Source organism: Nitrosomonas sp. TNE100, from assembly GCF_055387135.1.
Window position 1 is genome coordinate 2,443,533 of record NZ_AP040997.1, and the last position, 14,194, is coordinate 2,457,726.

At 56.7% G+C, this 14,194-nt stretch carries 13 protein-coding genes, 2 pseudogenes and 1 other annotated feature; of the genes and pseudogenes, 6 read left to right on the forward strand and 9 right to left on the reverse strand.

Annotation, left to right across the window (positions count from 1 at the left end):
- The first annotated feature begins 7 nt into the window (after window positions 1-7).
- Window positions 8-2,287, forward strand: a complete 2,280-nt coding sequence (locus tag ACZ5EJ_RS11660) for a DNA methyltransferase (protein ID WP_464557151.1) — start codon at window positions 8-10, stop codon at window positions 2,285-2,287.
- A gap of 27 nt (window positions 2,288-2,314) precedes the next feature.
- Here the strand turns inward: ACZ5EJ_RS11660 and ACZ5EJ_RS11665 are convergent.
- A protein-coding gene (locus ACZ5EJ_RS11665; RefSeq protein ID WP_160803619.1) for an IS3 family transposase occupies window positions 2,315-3,471 on the reverse strand; the annotation gives its coding sequence in 2 pieces (ribosomal slippage) (window positions 2,315-3,201 and window positions 3,201-3,471; 1,158 coding nt in all).
- A 131-nt stretch (window positions 3,472-3,602) separates the two neighbouring features.
- Here ACZ5EJ_RS11665 and ACZ5EJ_RS11670 point away from each other — a divergent pair.
- The gene (locus ACZ5EJ_RS11670; protein ID WP_464557153.1) at window positions 3,603-5,249 is read left to right on the forward strand and encodes an McrB family protein; all 1,647 of its coding nucleotides are present in this window, start codon (window positions 3,603-3,605) and stop codon (window positions 5,247-5,249) included.
- Window positions 5,250-5,251: 2 nt separating this feature from the next.
- On the opposite strand, the pseudogene ACZ5EJ_RS11675 reads toward ACZ5EJ_RS11670, so the two are convergent.
- A pseudogene (locus tag ACZ5EJ_RS11675) lies at window positions 5,252-5,872 on the reverse strand (IS3 family transposase); the annotation flags it as partial.
- Window positions 5,873-5,935: 63 nt separating this feature from the next.
- Between ACZ5EJ_RS11675 and ACZ5EJ_RS11680 the strand changes: the two are divergent.
- Window positions 5,936-7,092 (forward strand): IS3 family transposase gene (locus ACZ5EJ_RS11680; protein ID WP_160803619.1). Its coding sequence is split into 2 segments (ribosomal slippage): window positions 5,936-6,206 and window positions 6,206-7,092, totalling 1,158 coding nucleotides; the frame shifts between segments, so codons are not numbered across the junction.
- A 23-nt stretch (window positions 7,093-7,115) separates the two neighbouring features.
- Here the strand turns inward: ACZ5EJ_RS11680 and ACZ5EJ_RS11685 are convergent.
- Window positions 7,116-7,732, reverse strand: a pseudogene (locus ACZ5EJ_RS11685) (IS3 family transposase); the annotation flags it as partial.
- Window positions 7,338-7,454 (reverse strand) — a sequence feature (AL1L pseudoknot). It overlaps the preceding pseudogene by 117 nt.
- On the opposite strand from ACZ5EJ_RS11685, the gene ACZ5EJ_RS11690 reads away from it, so the two are divergent.
- From ACZ5EJ_RS11690 to ACZ5EJ_RS11700, 3 genes are read left to right on the forward strand one after another with little or no spacing between them, the layout of a single operon-like run.
- On the forward strand, window positions 7,731-8,321 hold the full coding sequence (locus tag ACZ5EJ_RS11690) for an AAA family ATPase (RefSeq protein WP_464557154.1): 591 nt from the start codon (window positions 7,731-7,733) through the stop codon (window positions 8,319-8,321). The pseudogene ACZ5EJ_RS11685 and the gene ACZ5EJ_RS11690 sit on opposite strands and share 2 nt — an antisense overlap.
- Window positions 8,321-9,460 (forward strand): 5-methylcytosine-specific restriction endonuclease system specificity protein McrC, encoded by a 1,140-nt coding sequence (mcrC, locus tag ACZ5EJ_RS11695; RefSeq protein WP_464557156.1) that lies wholly within the window; start codon window positions 8,321-8,323, stop codon window positions 9,458-9,460. Before ACZ5EJ_RS11690 ends, mcrC begins: the two co-directional genes overlap by 1 nt.
- 6 nt (window positions 9,461-9,466) lie before the next feature.
- Entirely contained in the window at window positions 9,467-10,480 is a 1,014-nt protein-coding gene (locus ACZ5EJ_RS11700; RefSeq protein WP_464557157.1) for a DUF4917 family protein, read from the forward strand.
- 14 nt (window positions 10,481-10,494) lie between these two features.
- On the opposite strand, the gene ACZ5EJ_RS11705 is transcribed toward ACZ5EJ_RS11700, so the two are convergent.
- The 6 genes from ACZ5EJ_RS11705 to ACZ5EJ_RS11730 all read right to left on the reverse strand — a co-directional run bounded on the left by ACZ5EJ_RS11705 (window position 10,495) and on the right by ACZ5EJ_RS11730 (window position 14,191).
- Entirely contained in the window at window positions 10,495-10,995 is a 501-nt protein-coding gene (locus tag ACZ5EJ_RS11705; RefSeq protein WP_464557159.1) for a hypothetical protein, read from the reverse strand.
- The gene (locus ACZ5EJ_RS11710) at window positions 10,992-11,492 is read right to left on the reverse strand and encodes a lysozyme (RefSeq protein WP_464557161.1); all 501 of its coding nucleotides are present in this window, start codon (window positions 11,490-11,492) and stop codon (window positions 10,992-10,994) included. The genes ACZ5EJ_RS11705 and ACZ5EJ_RS11710 overlap by 4 nt, the downstream gene beginning before the upstream one ends.
- Entirely contained in the window at window positions 11,489-11,716 is a 228-nt protein-coding gene (locus ACZ5EJ_RS11715; protein ID WP_464557162.1) for a DUF7940 domain-containing protein, read from the reverse strand. The genes ACZ5EJ_RS11710 and ACZ5EJ_RS11715 overlap by 4 nt, the downstream gene beginning before the upstream one ends.
- Window positions 11,713-12,018, reverse strand: a complete 306-nt coding sequence (locus ACZ5EJ_RS11720; RefSeq protein WP_464557164.1) for a DUF6127 family protein — start codon at window positions 12,016-12,018, stop codon at window positions 11,713-11,715. Before ACZ5EJ_RS11720 ends, ACZ5EJ_RS11715 begins: the two co-directional genes overlap by 4 nt.
- A gap of 78 nt (window positions 12,019-12,096) precedes the next feature.
- Window positions 12,097-12,318, reverse strand: a complete 222-nt coding sequence (locus ACZ5EJ_RS11725; RefSeq protein WP_464557166.1) for a hypothetical protein — start codon at window positions 12,316-12,318, stop codon at window positions 12,097-12,099.
- Window positions 12,311-14,191 carry a hypothetical protein gene (locus ACZ5EJ_RS11730; protein ID WP_464557168.1) on the reverse strand — a complete coding sequence of 627 codons (1,881 nt, stop codon included), beginning with the start codon at window positions 14,189-14,191 and terminating at the stop codon, window positions 12,311-12,313. The genes ACZ5EJ_RS11725 and ACZ5EJ_RS11730 overlap by 8 nt, the downstream gene beginning before the upstream one ends.
- Window positions 14,192-14,194 lie beyond the last annotated feature (3 nt).

Below are 14,194 nucleotides of genomic sequence, written 5' to 3' on the forward strand. Positions count from 1 at the left end.
GAACGTTATGAACGATTTATTGCACGGCCAAAAGACTGGCTCGACTGGCCCGGTGGAATGCCTTGGCCAGACATTCCCCAGCGAACACGCGCGGCGCGAGCACTTCACCAAGCTGCTGGCCGAGAAGCTGAAAGATCCGGCGTTCCGGAAGATCAAAGGCTTTCCGCAGGGTACAGACGAGGCTATCCTGGCTCTATCTGATCCGCCGTACTACACGGCATGCCCGAATCCTTTTATCGAGGATTTTATTCAGTACTACGGAAAATCTTACGACTCATCCGTCCAGTATCTCAAAGAGCCATTCTTTGCAGATGTGAGCGAAGGCAAATACGACCCGCTATATAAGCTCCATCCGTATCACACCAAAGTTCCGCATAGAGCGATCATGCGCTACATCCTTCAGTACACCGAGCCGGGCGATATAGTCCAGGATGCGTTTGCGGGCAGTGGTGCAACCGGAATAGCAGCCCAACTTTGCGGAAATAAGGCCATTGTTGAGTCTCTTGGGTACAAAGTGGACTCGAATGGGGTTGTTTCGAGAGAAGAGATTGTCGACGGAAAAGAGTCGTGGGTTCCGTTTTCGAAGGTCGGCGCAAGAAAAGCCATATTGAGCGACTTATCTCCAGTCGCTGGTTTTATTTCATATGTTTACAACACCCCATCTGACCCTATCTCATTTCAACGCGATGCGCAAAAAGTGCTTCGCGCAGCCGAGGAAAAGTATGGGTGGATGTTTCAAACGGCTCATAGCCCAACTAACGATCAGCTTCAGCTTGCCGTAGAGGAGATCAATTCAAAAGATGTCCCCGACCTAGGGAAAGTTTGTGCGGTCGGCAGAGTTAATTACACGGTATGGTCTGATGTATTTACATGCCCAGAATGCGCTGGCGATGTTGTGTTTTGGAATACTGCCGTTGATATAGAGGGGGGGAAGGTTAACGATCAATTCAGCTGTCCTTCATGTGCCGCTTCACTAACGAAGCGCTCAATGGAAAGGAAATGGCAGAAATTGATGGACCCATACTTGGGGCATATAGTTGAGCAGGCAGTCCAGGTTCCAGTAATGATCAACTACAAGGTTGGGAAAAAAAGATTTCAAAAGATTCCTGATCAAGCTGACATTGCCCTGATTCTAAAAACGGAGTCTCTTAGGGCAACCGAATGGTGTCCAACGTTCCAGTTGCCGACAGGTTTTAATACCCGTCAACCAATTGAGTCCCATGGATTGACTCACATTCATCATTTCTACACGGGAAGAAATCGCTTTGCATTGGCGGCATTTAATGCCTTGTGCGAACATCCGCTACTAAAGTCACTGGTGACAACGGTCGCGTTCCGTATAACAAAAAGATATGGCTTGACTTATCAGGCAGGTACTTGGGGTGCGGGGGGCGGGCCGACTAATGGAACCCTCTATATTCCATCTCTTGTCAAAGAGCTGAATATGTTTGAGATGCTCGATAACGCAATCTCAAAGAGCAAATCAAAAACAGACATCAATGAGCTGAACGCAATATTGTCGACGCAATCAACGCAGGGACTGAAGCTGCCGCACAACTCAATTGACTATGCTTTCATAGATCCACCTTTTGGCGCCAACATCATGTACTCGGAGCTTAACGCGCTCTGGGAGGGCTGGCTTGGCGTGCTGACCGATGCCAAAGATGAAGCGATCGAAAGCAAAGCACAGTCAAAATCGTTGAACGACTATCGAAAAATGATGGCGGACGGTTTAAAAAACGTCTACGAGGCACTCAAGCCAGGTCGTTGGGTCACCATCGAGTTTTCAAATACGCAAGCAAGTGTTTGGAATGCAATTCAAACATCGTTGCAGGAAGCGGGGTTCGTAGTCGCCAACGTTGCTGCTCTTGATAAGCAGAAAGGAAGCTTTAAAGCCATCACGACAACAACGGCAGTTAAACAAGATTTGGTTATTTCTGCATACAAACCGAATGGCGGACTTGAAGACCGATTCTCCAAGTCAGGAGGGACTGAAGAATCTGTTTGGGATTTTGTCGCCATGCACCTCAGCCATCTTCCTGTGGTTAAGGTAAAGAACAAGAATTTGGAGTTCATAGCAGAGCGAGATCCAAGAATTTTGTTCGATCGGATGGTGGCTTGGTTTGTCCAGCGCAACCTTCTGGTTCCGATGTCATCCCAGGAATTCCAAGCTGGGTTGACTCAGCGATTTGTCGATCGCGATGGCATGATTTTTTTGCCAGATCAGGTTTCCGAATATGACAAAAAGCGCCTCCAAGTTGCTATTGCGCCGCAGATGGAAATGTGATGTGTCAACACTTTTCTGGACACAAAGTTAAGCAGCATTTTGCTGCAACTCGAAATCAACAGGCGATATATACCCATTAGCTGAATGCAATCGCTCTCGGTTGTAAAACACTTCGATATATTCAAACACAGCCTGTTTAGCTTCTTCCCGAGAATGAAACGTTTGATGATGGATCAATTCTATTTTTAAGGTATGGAAGAAGCTTTCCGACACGGCGTTGTCCCAGCAATTTCCCTTCCGGCTCATGCTTTGTTGGATGCCATGCTGCTTTAGTAATTGCCGGTGACTTTCTGAGGCGTATTGGCTACCCCGATCGGTATGCCATAACAGGCCTTTGTCGGGTTTACGTTTCCAAATAGCCATCTGGAGCGCATCGTTGACTAACTGTGTTTTCATATGTGCGGCCATTGACCAGCCTACGACCTGCCGGGAAAACAAGTCGATCACGACCGCCAGATACAACCAGCCTTCCAGGGTATGAATATAAGTGAGATCGCCCACATATACCTGATTTATCTGATCTATGGAAAACTGACGATCCAAATAATTAGGCGCAATAGGCAATTCATGCTTTGAATGAGTGGTAGCTTTAAATCGACGTTTGGTTTTACAGGCCAGTCCGGCTTCCTTCATTAGCCGGCTTATTCGCCGCCGACCCACGGATCGGCCTTGGTGAGACATAGCTATTTTGAGACGGCGGGTGCCGTATGTATTCCGGCTTTTTTTAAATAATTTTTTTACAATACTGCTGAGTTGCTCGTCTTCTCGTTCCCTGAATGAAGGAATTCGATGCAGCCAATCATAGTAAGCACTCTGTGAGACCTGTAAAAATCGGCACATCGATAACACGGTGAATTCACCTTGATGCTGTTTGATCCAGGCGTACTTCACCGTTGCTCCTTGGCAAAGTACGCGGCAGCCTTTTTTAATAGGTCGCGCTCCTCGGTCAGTCGGGCAACCTCTTTTTTTAGCCGCTTTAACTCTTCATAGAGATGTTCGTCAGTGCGCACTGCCTTTATGTTATCAACCGGTCGACTGTATTTACTGATCCAGGTATGTAAGGTGTTTTCATTCACGCCAATTTCTCTGGCGGTTTGGGCTACAGGTTTATCCGATTCAATGGCCAACTTTACCGATGACTCCCTAAATTCAGCTGTATAGACTTTGGGTTTTTCTTGGATCATTTAAATACATTCCTTCTTTCAGTTATTTTAAGGAATGTGTCCGGTTTAGTGTAGCCACATCAAAAACAGACAGCACAGGCGCGCAAGCAAACTGGTTCGTCGGCGCGAGCTATGGTGGTAATGATGATCAGATGCCGCGATTTCTTGCAGAAGGAATTTGGGAGAACGGCTACGACGACAAGCTCCTCGATGTGGTGCGTTCCATGCGCCCGGGAGAGCGGATCGCCATCAAGTCGTCTTACACGCGAAAGCACGGTCTGCCCTTCGATAGCCGAGGCCGAGCGGTTTCGGTTATGGGCATCAAGGCGGTCGGCACGATCACCGAAAACCTGAATGACGGGAAGCGGGTGAAGGTGAACTGGGCCAAGGTCGAGCCGGTACGGGAGTGGTACTTCTACACTCACCGAGCAACGATCTGGCGGGTGCTACCCGGCGAATGGATGAACGAAGCGCTGATTGCATTTGCGTTTGAAGGCAAGCCGCAGGATGTAGATCGCTTTCGCAACGAGCCCTTCTGGCGGGAGCGTTACGGCACGACTTCGCCAGAAAAGCAGCGCTTCGAGTGGACGGACTTCTACGAGGCAGTGGCCGAAAAGCTGCTGGCCCACGCAGACGATCGAACTCCGCTCATCGAGGGCATCCACGAGATCGCGTCCCGCGTGCCGGGGCTGACCTATCTCCAGGATAAGTTTCCCGATGGAACCAGTGGCCCGCTGCGGGACATTTGCCCGTTCACCACGATGGGCACCTTTAACCGGTCCATGACCGATGCCAACCGCAAGACCATCGCGAGTGAACTTGCCAAGTTGCTGGGTGTGACGGTACCGGTCCCGCCTTCATTCGAAGGCATTCCCGTTCTCAACAACCAACGTTCCTGGTTTTTCGCCTATGCCGACAAGCGTGGTGCGGGCGACATCGACGCGCTATGGAAGGTATTCGTTGCCGCGAGCAAGATGGTCGATGGCGACCAGTTGGACACTCGCGATGCCTTCATCCGGGCTTATGACGAGGCAACCCAAGTGTGGGGTGTCGCATGGAACCTTTCGACAGGTCTCTACTGGGCGCATCCGTGGGAATTCCTGACCCTGGATAGCCAGTCGCGCCACTACATCAACAAGCGGCTCGGCCTGAATGTCGCCATCAGTGGTCAGCAAGGCCCATGTGATGGTCGGGCCTATCTGAAGCTGCTGGACGATTTGCGTTCGCGCTTCGGCGAAGACGGCTATCCGGTCCACAGTTTCCCGGACTTGTCGCTTGCGTCCTGGATGTACAAAGATCCGGTTGACGAGCCGGTGCCGGCTGGCGATATCGGTACCAATGCCGGAGCAGAACAGGAAACTGAAGGTGAAGTTCGCGAAGCCTTTCAGGTGGCAGCGCCAATCGTTCCCTACTCGGTGGAGGACATCCTCAAGGACGGCTGTTTCCTGGAGCGGGCCGAGATTGACCGCTTGCTCGATCGTCTGCGCACAAAAAAGAACCTCATCCTTCAGGGGCCTCCGGGCACGGGCAAGACCTGGCTAGCCAAACGGCTCGCGTTCGCGCTGATGGGGCAGAAGGACGACAGCAAGGTCCGCGCAGTGCAGTTCCACCCCAACCTGTCCTACGAGGACTTTGTTCGAGGATGGCGCCCCACTGGCGAAGGCAAGTTGTCGCTGGTGGACGGTGTCTTCATGGAAGCCATCAAGGCTGCATCGAAGGAGCCTTCGTCGAAGTTTGTCGTGGTGATCGAGGAGATCAACCGTGAATCGTCCCGGGTTTTGAGGAGGCTGTTTGGTTAAAGTCAAGCCACCGGAATGGCTTCCCTGGCGAATTGCCTATAGTAGTTTACCTCAGCTTCTGCGGGAGGGATGTAACCGATTGGTTCCAGCAGCCGCTGGTTGTTGAACCAGGCTACCCATTCCAGCGTTGCCAGCTCCACGGCCTCCCTGGTTTTCCAGGGGGCGCGCTTGTGAATCAATTCTGTTTTGTACAGCCCATTGATGGTTTCTGCCAGCGCGTTGTCGTAGCTGTCGCCCTTGCTGCCGACCGAGGGTTCTATTCCGGCTTCGGCGAGTCGCTCGGTATAGCGAATGGAGACATATTGCGAGCCTCTGTCGCTATGGTGTACCAAGGCATCCATCCGCCCCGGTTGCCGGGCATACAGCGCTTGTTCCAGGGCATCCAGCACAAAGTCCGTGCGCATGGAGCTGCTCACCTGCCAGCCCACAATGCGCCGGGCAAATACATCGATGACGAAAGCCACATACAGCCAGCCTTGCCAGGTCGAGACATAGGTGAAGTCTGACACCCACAACTGGTTCGGACGATCTGCCTTGAATTGCCGGTTAACCCGATCCAGTGGACACGGCAGCGCCTTGTCCGGAACTGTGGTGCGCACAACCTTGCCACGCCTGGCGCCTTTCTGATGTGGCTACACTAAACCGGACACATTCCTTAAAATAACTGAAAGAAGGAATGTATTTAAATGATCCAAGAAAAACCCAAAGTCTATACAGCTGAATTTAGGGAGTCATCGGTAAAGTTGGCCATTGAATCGGATAAACCTGTAGCCCAAACCGCCAGAGAAATTGGCGTGAATGAAAACACCTTACATACCTGGATCAGTAAATACAGTCGACCGGTTGATAACATAAAGGCAGTGCGCACTGACGAACATCTCTATGAAGAGTTAAAGCGGCTAAAAAAAGAGGTTGCCCGACTGACCGAGGAGCGCGACCTATTAAAAAAGGCTGCCGCGTACTTTGCCAAGGAGCAACGGTGAAGTACGCCTGGATCAAACAGCATCAAGGTGAATTCACCGTGTTATCGATGTGCCGATTTTTACAGGTCTCACAGAGTGCTTACTATGATTGGCTGCATCGAATTCCTTCATTCAGGGAACGAGAAGACGAGCAACTCAGCAGTATTGTAAAAAAATTATTTAAAAAAAGCCGGAATACATACGGCACCCGCCGTCTCAAAATAGCTATGTCTCACCAAGGCCGATCCGTGGGTCGGCGGCGAATAAGCCGGCTAATGAAGGAAGCCGGACTGGCCTGTAAAACCAAACGTCGATTTAAAGCTACCACTCATTCAAAGCATGAATTGCCTATTGCGCCTAATTATTTGGATCGTCAGTTTTCCATAGATCAGATAAATCAGGTATATGTGGGCGATCTCACTTATATTCATACCCTGGAAGGCTGGTTGTATCTGGCGGTCGTGATCGACTTGTTTTCCCGGCAGGTCGTAGGCTGGTCAATGGCCGCACATATGAAAACACAGTTAGTCAACGATGCGCTCCAGATGGCTATTTGGAAACGTAAACCCGACAAAGGCCTGTTATGGCATACCGATCGGGGTAGCCAATACGCCTCAGAAAGTCACCGGCAATTACTAAAGCAGCATGGCATCCAACAAAGCATGAGCCGGAAGGGAAATTGCTGGGACAACGCCGTGTCGGAAAGCTTCTTCCATACCTTAAAAATAGAATTGATCCATCATCAAACGTTTCATTCTCGGGAAGAAGCTAAACAGGCTGTGTTTGAATATATCGAAGTGTTTTACAACCGAGAGCGATTGCATTCAGCTAATGGGTATATATCGCCTGTTGATTTCGAGTTGCAGCAAAATGCTGCTTAACTTTGTGTCCAGAAAAGTGTTGACACATCATTCAGCCCTAACCGTTTCATGAGCCGTTCGACCGTACAGCGTGCCACCTGGACATCTTCACGCTTAAGCTGACGCCAGACCTTGTCGGCACCATAGACCTGCATGTTGGTCTGCCAGACCCGCTGTATTTGCGGCAGCAGTTCATCATCACGCAGGACGCGAGCACTGCGCAAAGCCGGATTACGCTGCTGCGCGAAATATCGCCGATACCCTGATGGGGCGACCTGCAAAACCTTGCAGATCGGCTCGACCCCATGGGCGTCGCGGTGCTGGTCGATGAACGATCTCAGGATTTGAGTTTGCGGTCGAGCTCCGCCTGAGCGAAAAAAGCGCTGGCCAGCTTCAGAATCTCATTCGCCTTGCGCAATTCCTTTACTTCGCGTTCCAGGGCTTTGATGCGGTCGCGCTCTTCGCTGGTCACACCGTCTCGCAAGCCGGTATCGGTCTCGTGTTTGCGCACCCATTCAAGCAATGTGTGGGCTGAACAGCCGATCTTCGGCGCGATGGATTCAATCGTCGACCACAACGAGGGATACTCACTGCGGTGTTCCTGCACCAGACGGACTGCGCGCGCTCTTACTTCGGGGGAATATTTATTTGATTTGTTCATGGCTCCATCTTCTCAGATAGTGGAGCCTCCTCAAAACCCGGGGCGGTTCAACCGTGGAAACCCGGCGCAGATCTTCGGCGAGTTGCTGACGCTGCTTGAGGCGGGCAAACGGACGCCCAACGAAGCGCTGGAACTCTGTTATCCGGATGCGGACGGCAAACGACGTCCCGTCCATATTCCCGAGAATCTCTATGTGGTCGGCACCATGAATATTGCTGACCGATCACTTGCACTGGTCGATCTGGCATTGCGTCGCCGCTTTGCTTTCGTTGGGCTGGAGCCAAGACTGGGCCAGGTTTGGCGGGAGTGGGTGGTCAAGGAGTGTGCTGTCGATCCGGGCTTGGTCGCGGATATTGAACGCCGTATCGCCGATCTGAACGAACAGATCGCGGCGGATGCACGCCTTGGCAAGCAATTCCGGATTGGTCACAGCTATGTGACACCCGCACATCGACTGGAGGCGGAAGACACGAAGAAGTGGTTCCAGCAGGTCGTGGAGACGGAGATCGGCCCGTTGCTGGATGAATACTGGTTCGACGCGCCCGACGAAGCACAAAAGGCGATTGCACGGCTGACACAGGGCTGGTGATGACCGCCGTCGCAGAACAGGTGGAAAGTGCATCCATGAGCGCTGAGGGGTTCATCGGACGCATTCCGGTGCGCAACCTCTGGCTGCTGATGCTCTACGCCTCTGACCTGTTCCGCACTCGCGGCATCGGCAAGATCGGCTTGGAAGACAGCCCGGACGATCTACCGGATCTAGTTGCGGAGATCCTTGCCCACTCGGTTGAAGTGCGACAGCGTCGCCGCTTGAGTCTTGGATATCGATCTCGTGACGCAGTCATCAATCGCGTGCGTGGCCGGATCGACGTCTTGACCACTGAACGCCATCAGTTGATGGATAGAGGCCTGGTGGCGTGCCGGTTCGACGAACTCACCATCGACACCCCACGCAATCGTTTCGTACGAGCAGCATTGGAGTCCATCTCCAGGATCGTTCAGAGGAAGGACGTTGCCCATCGGTGCCGCGCACTTGCGGGTGGCATGAAGGCAATGGGTGTATCAGGGGACGCACCGACCCGCGCCCAAATGAGCACCGATCGTTTCGGCCGTAACGATGCGGACGACCGGTTCATGGTGGCAGCCGCAAAGCTGGCGTTCGACCTGGTGCTACCTACGGAGGCGTCGGGTGCGAATGTACTCTCTCTGCCGGACAGAGAAGCGACGTGGGTACGCCGTTTGTTCGAGCGGGCGGTGGGCGGCTTCTACGAAGTCGTATTGAGTCCGCAGGGCTGGCGGGTGCTATGCGGCGGGACGATGGGCTGGCAGATCGAGCAGAAGACGGCGGGGATCGACAAGATCCTGCCGACGATGCGAACTGATGTCGTGCTCGACCACCCGTCATCCGGGCAGAGGATCGTCATCGATACCAAGTTCACCTCGATTGTGACGAGCGGTTGGTACCGTGAGGAAACCCTACGCAGCGGATACGTGTACCAGATCTACGCCTATCTGCGCTCCCAGGTTGGGTGCGGTGATGCGCTTGCGGATCACGCGAGTGGATTGTTGTTGCATCCCGCGATCGGCCAGATGGTCGACGAGACAGTGCTGATCCAGGGGCACGCCATTCGATTTGCCACTGTGGATTTGACGGCAACTCCTGCGGACATCCGAGCGCAACTGCTGCGACTCTGCGTGCCAGACCACGCGATGAATACGGGTGCGTGAAAGAACATGGACAGAATCGAAATCGACACTTGGGCAGACATCAGCGCGGAAAGTTGGAAGTCCCTCCTTCTGGGCAACGGCGCCAGCATCGCCATCCACAAGGAGTTTGCCTATCCAACACTTCACAGCGTTGCTGACGCAAAAGGGTTGCTCGCAACCACCGCGCCAATATTCGCCAAGCTCGGCACGACCGACTTCGAACATGTTCTGCTCGCATGCTGGTATGCCGAGCACGTCAACGTTGCCTTGGGGACTCCGTCTACCGACATCTCTGCGGCATATGCGGAAGTGCGAACAGCGCTGATCGAAGCTGTGCACAGCGTGCATCCGATACATGCCGATGTCGCCGCCGAATTACAACGGGTCGGTACATTCGCGAGCGCGTTCCCGACTGTCGTCAGCCTGAACTACGACCTCACCTTGTACTGGGCCATGCTGCTGTTCAATGCAGCAAACGGTAGCTGGTTCAAGGATGCCTTCCATCACGGTGAATTTCAGACGGACTGGGAGTACCTGCGGAGGCCATATGGGCACGCTGCCGGAGCAACGCTGGTGTTCTACCCGCACGGCAGTCTTTCCGTGGCTCGCGACTACATTGGTGACGAGACAAAAATCGCGGCATCCACTGGCGCGACGGGCGATTTGCTCGAAGCGATCACCCGAAAGTGGTCGTCCGGGCACTACGTACCGGTGTTTGTTAGCGAAGGAAGCAGCAAGGAGAAAGTCGCCGCGATTCGCCGGAGTCACTACCTGACGAACGTGTACGAGGAAGTCCTGCCAGCGATCGGGGAGAGTTTGGTCGTTTATGGCTGGAGCTTTGACGAACGGGACCAGCATGTGCTCAATGCCATCTCGACGAATCCACCGAAGCGAATGGCTGTCTCGGTGTTCACGGGTCAACCAGACGGAGATCAGCAGGCGTTCTGCCATCAGGTGCTCAAGGCCACTGGCCGGTCCTCGCTTGGCACAGAGGTCACGTTCTTCGATTCGCGGAGCCCGGGTTGCTGGAACAATCCATGATGACGTGCTGAGCACTACTGCTCGCCGGCAACCTTCATTTCCCTGATCCACGTTTGCAGCGCCCTCAGCTGCTCGGCGTTCTCGTGGCAGGTCTGGTAGTTGGCGGCGATAGTTCCGGCGACGGCAGAGAGTGCAAGGCCTGCGGCGGCCGCATCAGCATCTCGGGCGGGCTCGGGCAGCTCACTGGCGGCGGCAGCGTCGTGCAGGCGCACAAAGCCACGGTTGATAGTGCAAGCAGCATCGGCTTGAACGGGCACATAGACAGGAACCTCCTTGATGATGGTGTCGCCCTTCTCGCGGACGACGCGGACGCGGTCGACGTACTGCGTGACGACCTTGACGGTGGCCTCGGCATGACGCAGGCGGACGGCGGCGGTTTGAAGGGTTTGTTGCTGGGCGGCGGCGTCCCACTGCGCTTGCACGTGGCCCGCGCCCTTGATCCAGCCGAAGCCAATCAGCGCAACAGCCAGAGCAGCGATGGCCAGCCAGCGGTAAGGCCACGGAATCAGGTTCATGGCGTTTCCCCCAGGCATTGGCGGTACTCGGCTTGCCGCCGTGTGGCCAGCCCGCCGCATAGCCGTGCGTTGGTGGGCAGCGCGCAGTCCTTACCCTGGAAGAAGCGCCAGCGCAGCAGTTCGGCGCAGGCCCCGGCGTAGTCCTCGGCGTTGAGTTTCCTGACCAGCGTGGATTGGCAGAACGCGCGGCTGCCGACGTTGTAGGAGAAACTCACCAGCGCGTCGTACTCGTTCTGGGCCAGCGGCACGGTGACGCATTGCTTCAATGCACCCTCGAACTGCTGCACGTCGGTGAGTGCCCGGGCCAGCGCCTTCGGCGGCGTGGTGGTGTCGCCCAGCTTCACTCCGGTGGTGGTACCGAACCCGATGGTCGGCACATCGCCCTTGACCGGAATCACTGCGCGGTCGGTGTAGCCCTCGTGCAGCACGATGCCCACCAGCGCTGCAGCGGACAGCGTGAGCGCGGCCACTGTCCGGCGTTGCGGCGGCCGGATCATCGGTGCATCTCCGGCTGCGCGACCAAGCGGGCGATGGCCGCGCCGATGCTGGCGCTGAAGGCCAACAGCACGAACACGCCACGCGGCAGCACGTCCCCGAACAGTGGCACCACCACTTCCGCCGCCGTGAAGATGGCGGCGACGATAGACAGGCGGACGCTCCAGGCGCGGCGCGCGATCTTTCGCCAGTCGTCGAGCAGGCAGAGTTTGAGGGTGGTGGTCATGGAGCGCCTCCCATCAGCTTCAACTTGATGGCGGCCCCCACCAGCAACGCGGCCAGGATGCCGGTGGTGATGACCTTGACGGTGGTCTGCCACGCCGTGCGACGGGCATCGCGCCAGGCTTCCAGCAGGTCGCGCAGCTCGCGGATGTCCTTCGCGGCGTGGCCGTTTTCGAGGCCGAGATGGGACAGCACGCGCTCGGCACCGCGTTCAGCGGCGCGGTCGAGCAGTTCGTCGAAGTCCTCGCGGCGCAGCAGGAGCATGTTCTCCACGAGTGCTGCGGGTTGTTGTTCGGGTTCAGTCATTGCGGGTCTCCAGAAATGCGAAACCCGCCTGATGCGTGAGCACCAAGGCGGGTTCGAGGTCAGCAGGAAGGTTGGACGTCAGATCTCGATGAGCTCCAGCGGCAGTGAGGAGGCAATGCCCTCGATCACTTCGTCGCGCACGAACACGGTCTGACCCACGGTTGCGTTGCCGCGCGCGCGGATCAGGCCGCCACCGGGTAGAACCACCAGGGCGATACCGGAGCCGACCTCGAGCACGGTGCCTGCTTGTAGGGGGGCGTCGGGCAGCAACTGCCGGAACTGCTGGTAGAGGTTATGCATAGCTCTGCACTCCCAGGGTCTGCCAGACCTCTGGCAAGCCTGCGTCAATGCGAGTCGAGCGCACCAGCCCCAGCCGCGCCACGCCACCGTCCTGGTAGGCGATGAAAGCGCCCGGTTCGATGATTCCGGTTTCGGGTAGCACCGGCAGACGCAGCGTGACCTCGATCTGGCGACCTGTGTCCGACAGCACCGCAATGCCGCGCTGGCGTGCCGCCGCCGCTTGGGTGATCAGCGCATCGACCACCATCGGGGCGAGCACATCGCCCGCCGTGCCGGTGCGCGTGACCTGTCCAAGCACACCTGTCTCCTGGCCTGCCACGAACACCCGGTTGTAGGCGGGCTTGTCGACCCAGCGCAGCGATTCACGCCCCACGGTGTCCACTGGCAGCACGAAGTCCGGCGTCACGTCCGTCCACCAGTCCCACGGCACCACCGGGTAGCGATGGCGCACGCGCAGAGTCTTTTCGGACGGATGCGGCAGCAGGTAGCCGCCCGCCGCACCGACGATGGTGATCAGTGCTTCGATCCACGTCCCTTGCTTGGCGAACACGCCGGTGGGCACCAGCCAGTCAGTCAGCGCCCAATCCACTGTCCAGCCCAGCGGGATGCCGTTGAACGTCAGCACATCCTCCATCAACTGCTGCGCGCTGCGCGGCTCGGTATTGGCAAAGGCCATCACCGGCGCGTAGGGAGCAGCCAGCATCGCGCTGCGCCCGCGTCCCGAGAGGCGGATGCTGGCGTCGCCGAACGCACGCTCGCGGCTCAGGTTCTCGGCCAGGACATGGAAGGTCGTGCCGTTGACCGTGGCGATCAGTTCCACGGGCCCTGCGCCCTGACCGTCAATGTTTTCGGGCACCACCAGAGACTCAGCCACCAGCGGTAGCGTGGCCTCGAAGCCCCAGGCCCACGAATCGGCATCCAGCGATAGCGATAGGCCCAGCACGGGCACCGGCGTGCCATCGGGCCAGCGCGTCAGCGTCACCTCATTGATCACGAAATACACCCTCCGGATGGGAACGGGCACCGACCCGGCCTGCGGCTGGTCGTAGTGCTCGCAGACGAACAAGAGGTCGCCATCGGTGGCGGCATCCTCGGTAAGCAGCAAATGCCCGTTCGGCGCGTAACAAGCTGGAGGCACTGGCGGCACGAACGGCACCGCCGGATGGCGACCCGGTCGGGGGCGCATCGCCGCCTGCCAGAGCGCCCCCCACCAGCGGCGCAGGTAGACCGCGCTGCGGATGCATTCGGTGTGGAAGTGCCCGGCGTACCGATTGGCCTCCTGATAGGGTGATGCAGCCGCAAACCGGCGGTCGCGCCAGCCGTCCTGGTGCCGGATGGCCCAGTTCAGCCACTCTGCATGGATGGCCTCGTCGAAGGCCGTTCTACGCGCCGTGCGCAGCCGGATGGCGTCGGCTTGGCCCAAGCTCGCACCGGACTGCACGGGCGCAGCCCCTTGGTGCCACGTTTGTCGGGCCAGGGGCGCGCGCACGCGCGTGCTGGTGCGGCGGTTTTCCACGCCGATCACCCAAGGCCCAGCGCTCTGCCACTGAGCGCACGAAGCCTCGTGCAGGTGTGATGTAGCCTCGCGCCGATCCACGGCACCGTTGCTGTGCCTGCTGGCGTGCTGCCAGCGGGTCGAACTCTGCCCAGTGATGGGGCGCACCGCGTAGGACTGATACCGTGCCTCAGCCAGCATCCCCAGCGGCGGGAAGTTGCCCACCAGCGCCACATCCGTGCGTGTTACCGCCTGCGCCGTGAATGTCAGTGCGGGTAGCGCCGACTGCAACGCGGCGTTGGCGTTTGGAATCGCCGTAGCTGTGAAGCTCAGTTCGGGCAGCGTGGCGGCGAGTATCAAGTCGCCGGGATTGCTCATCGA

Coding starts and splice junctions, on each gene's coding strand:
- ACZ5EJ_RS11730 (WP_464557168.1), bottom strand. CDS start 14,191: ATGAGCAATCCCGGCGACTTGATACTCGCCGCCACGCTGCCCGAACTG.
- ACZ5EJ_RS11715 (WP_464557162.1), bottom strand. CDS start 11,716: ATGACCACCACCCTCAAACTCTGCCTGCTCGACGACTGGCGAAAGATC.
- ACZ5EJ_RS11690 (WP_464557154.1), top strand. CDS start 7,731: ATGGCTCCATCTTCTCAGATAGTGGAGCCTCCTCAAAACCCGGGGCGG.
- ACZ5EJ_RS11700 (WP_464557157.1), top strand. CDS start 9,467: ATGGACAGAATCGAAATCGACACTTGGGCAGACATCAGCGCGGAAAGT.
- mcrC (WP_464557156.1), top strand. CDS start 8,321: ATGACCGCCGTCGCAGAACAGGTGGAAAGTGCATCCATGAGCGCTGAG.
- ACZ5EJ_RS11670 (WP_464557153.1), top strand. CDS start 3,603: ATGCCGCGATTTCTTGCAGAAGGAATTTGGGAGAACGGCTACGACGAC.
- ACZ5EJ_RS11660 (WP_464557151.1), top strand. CDS start 8: ATGAACGATTTATTGCACGGCCAAAAGACTGGCTCGACTGGCCCGGTG.
- ACZ5EJ_RS11710 (WP_464557161.1), bottom strand. CDS start 11,492: ATGATCCGGCCGCCGCAACGCCGGACAGTGGCCGCGCTCACGCTGTCC.
- ACZ5EJ_RS11705 (WP_464557159.1), bottom strand. CDS start 10,995: ATGAACCTGATTCCGTGGCCTTACCGCTGGCTGGCCATCGCTGCTCTG.
- ACZ5EJ_RS11720 (WP_464557164.1), bottom strand. CDS start 12,018: ATGACTGAACCCGAACAACAACCCGCAGCACTCGTGGAGAACATGCTC.
- ACZ5EJ_RS11725 (WP_464557166.1), bottom strand. CDS start 12,318: ATGCATAACCTCTACCAGCAGTTCCGGCAGTTGCTGCCCGACGCCCCC.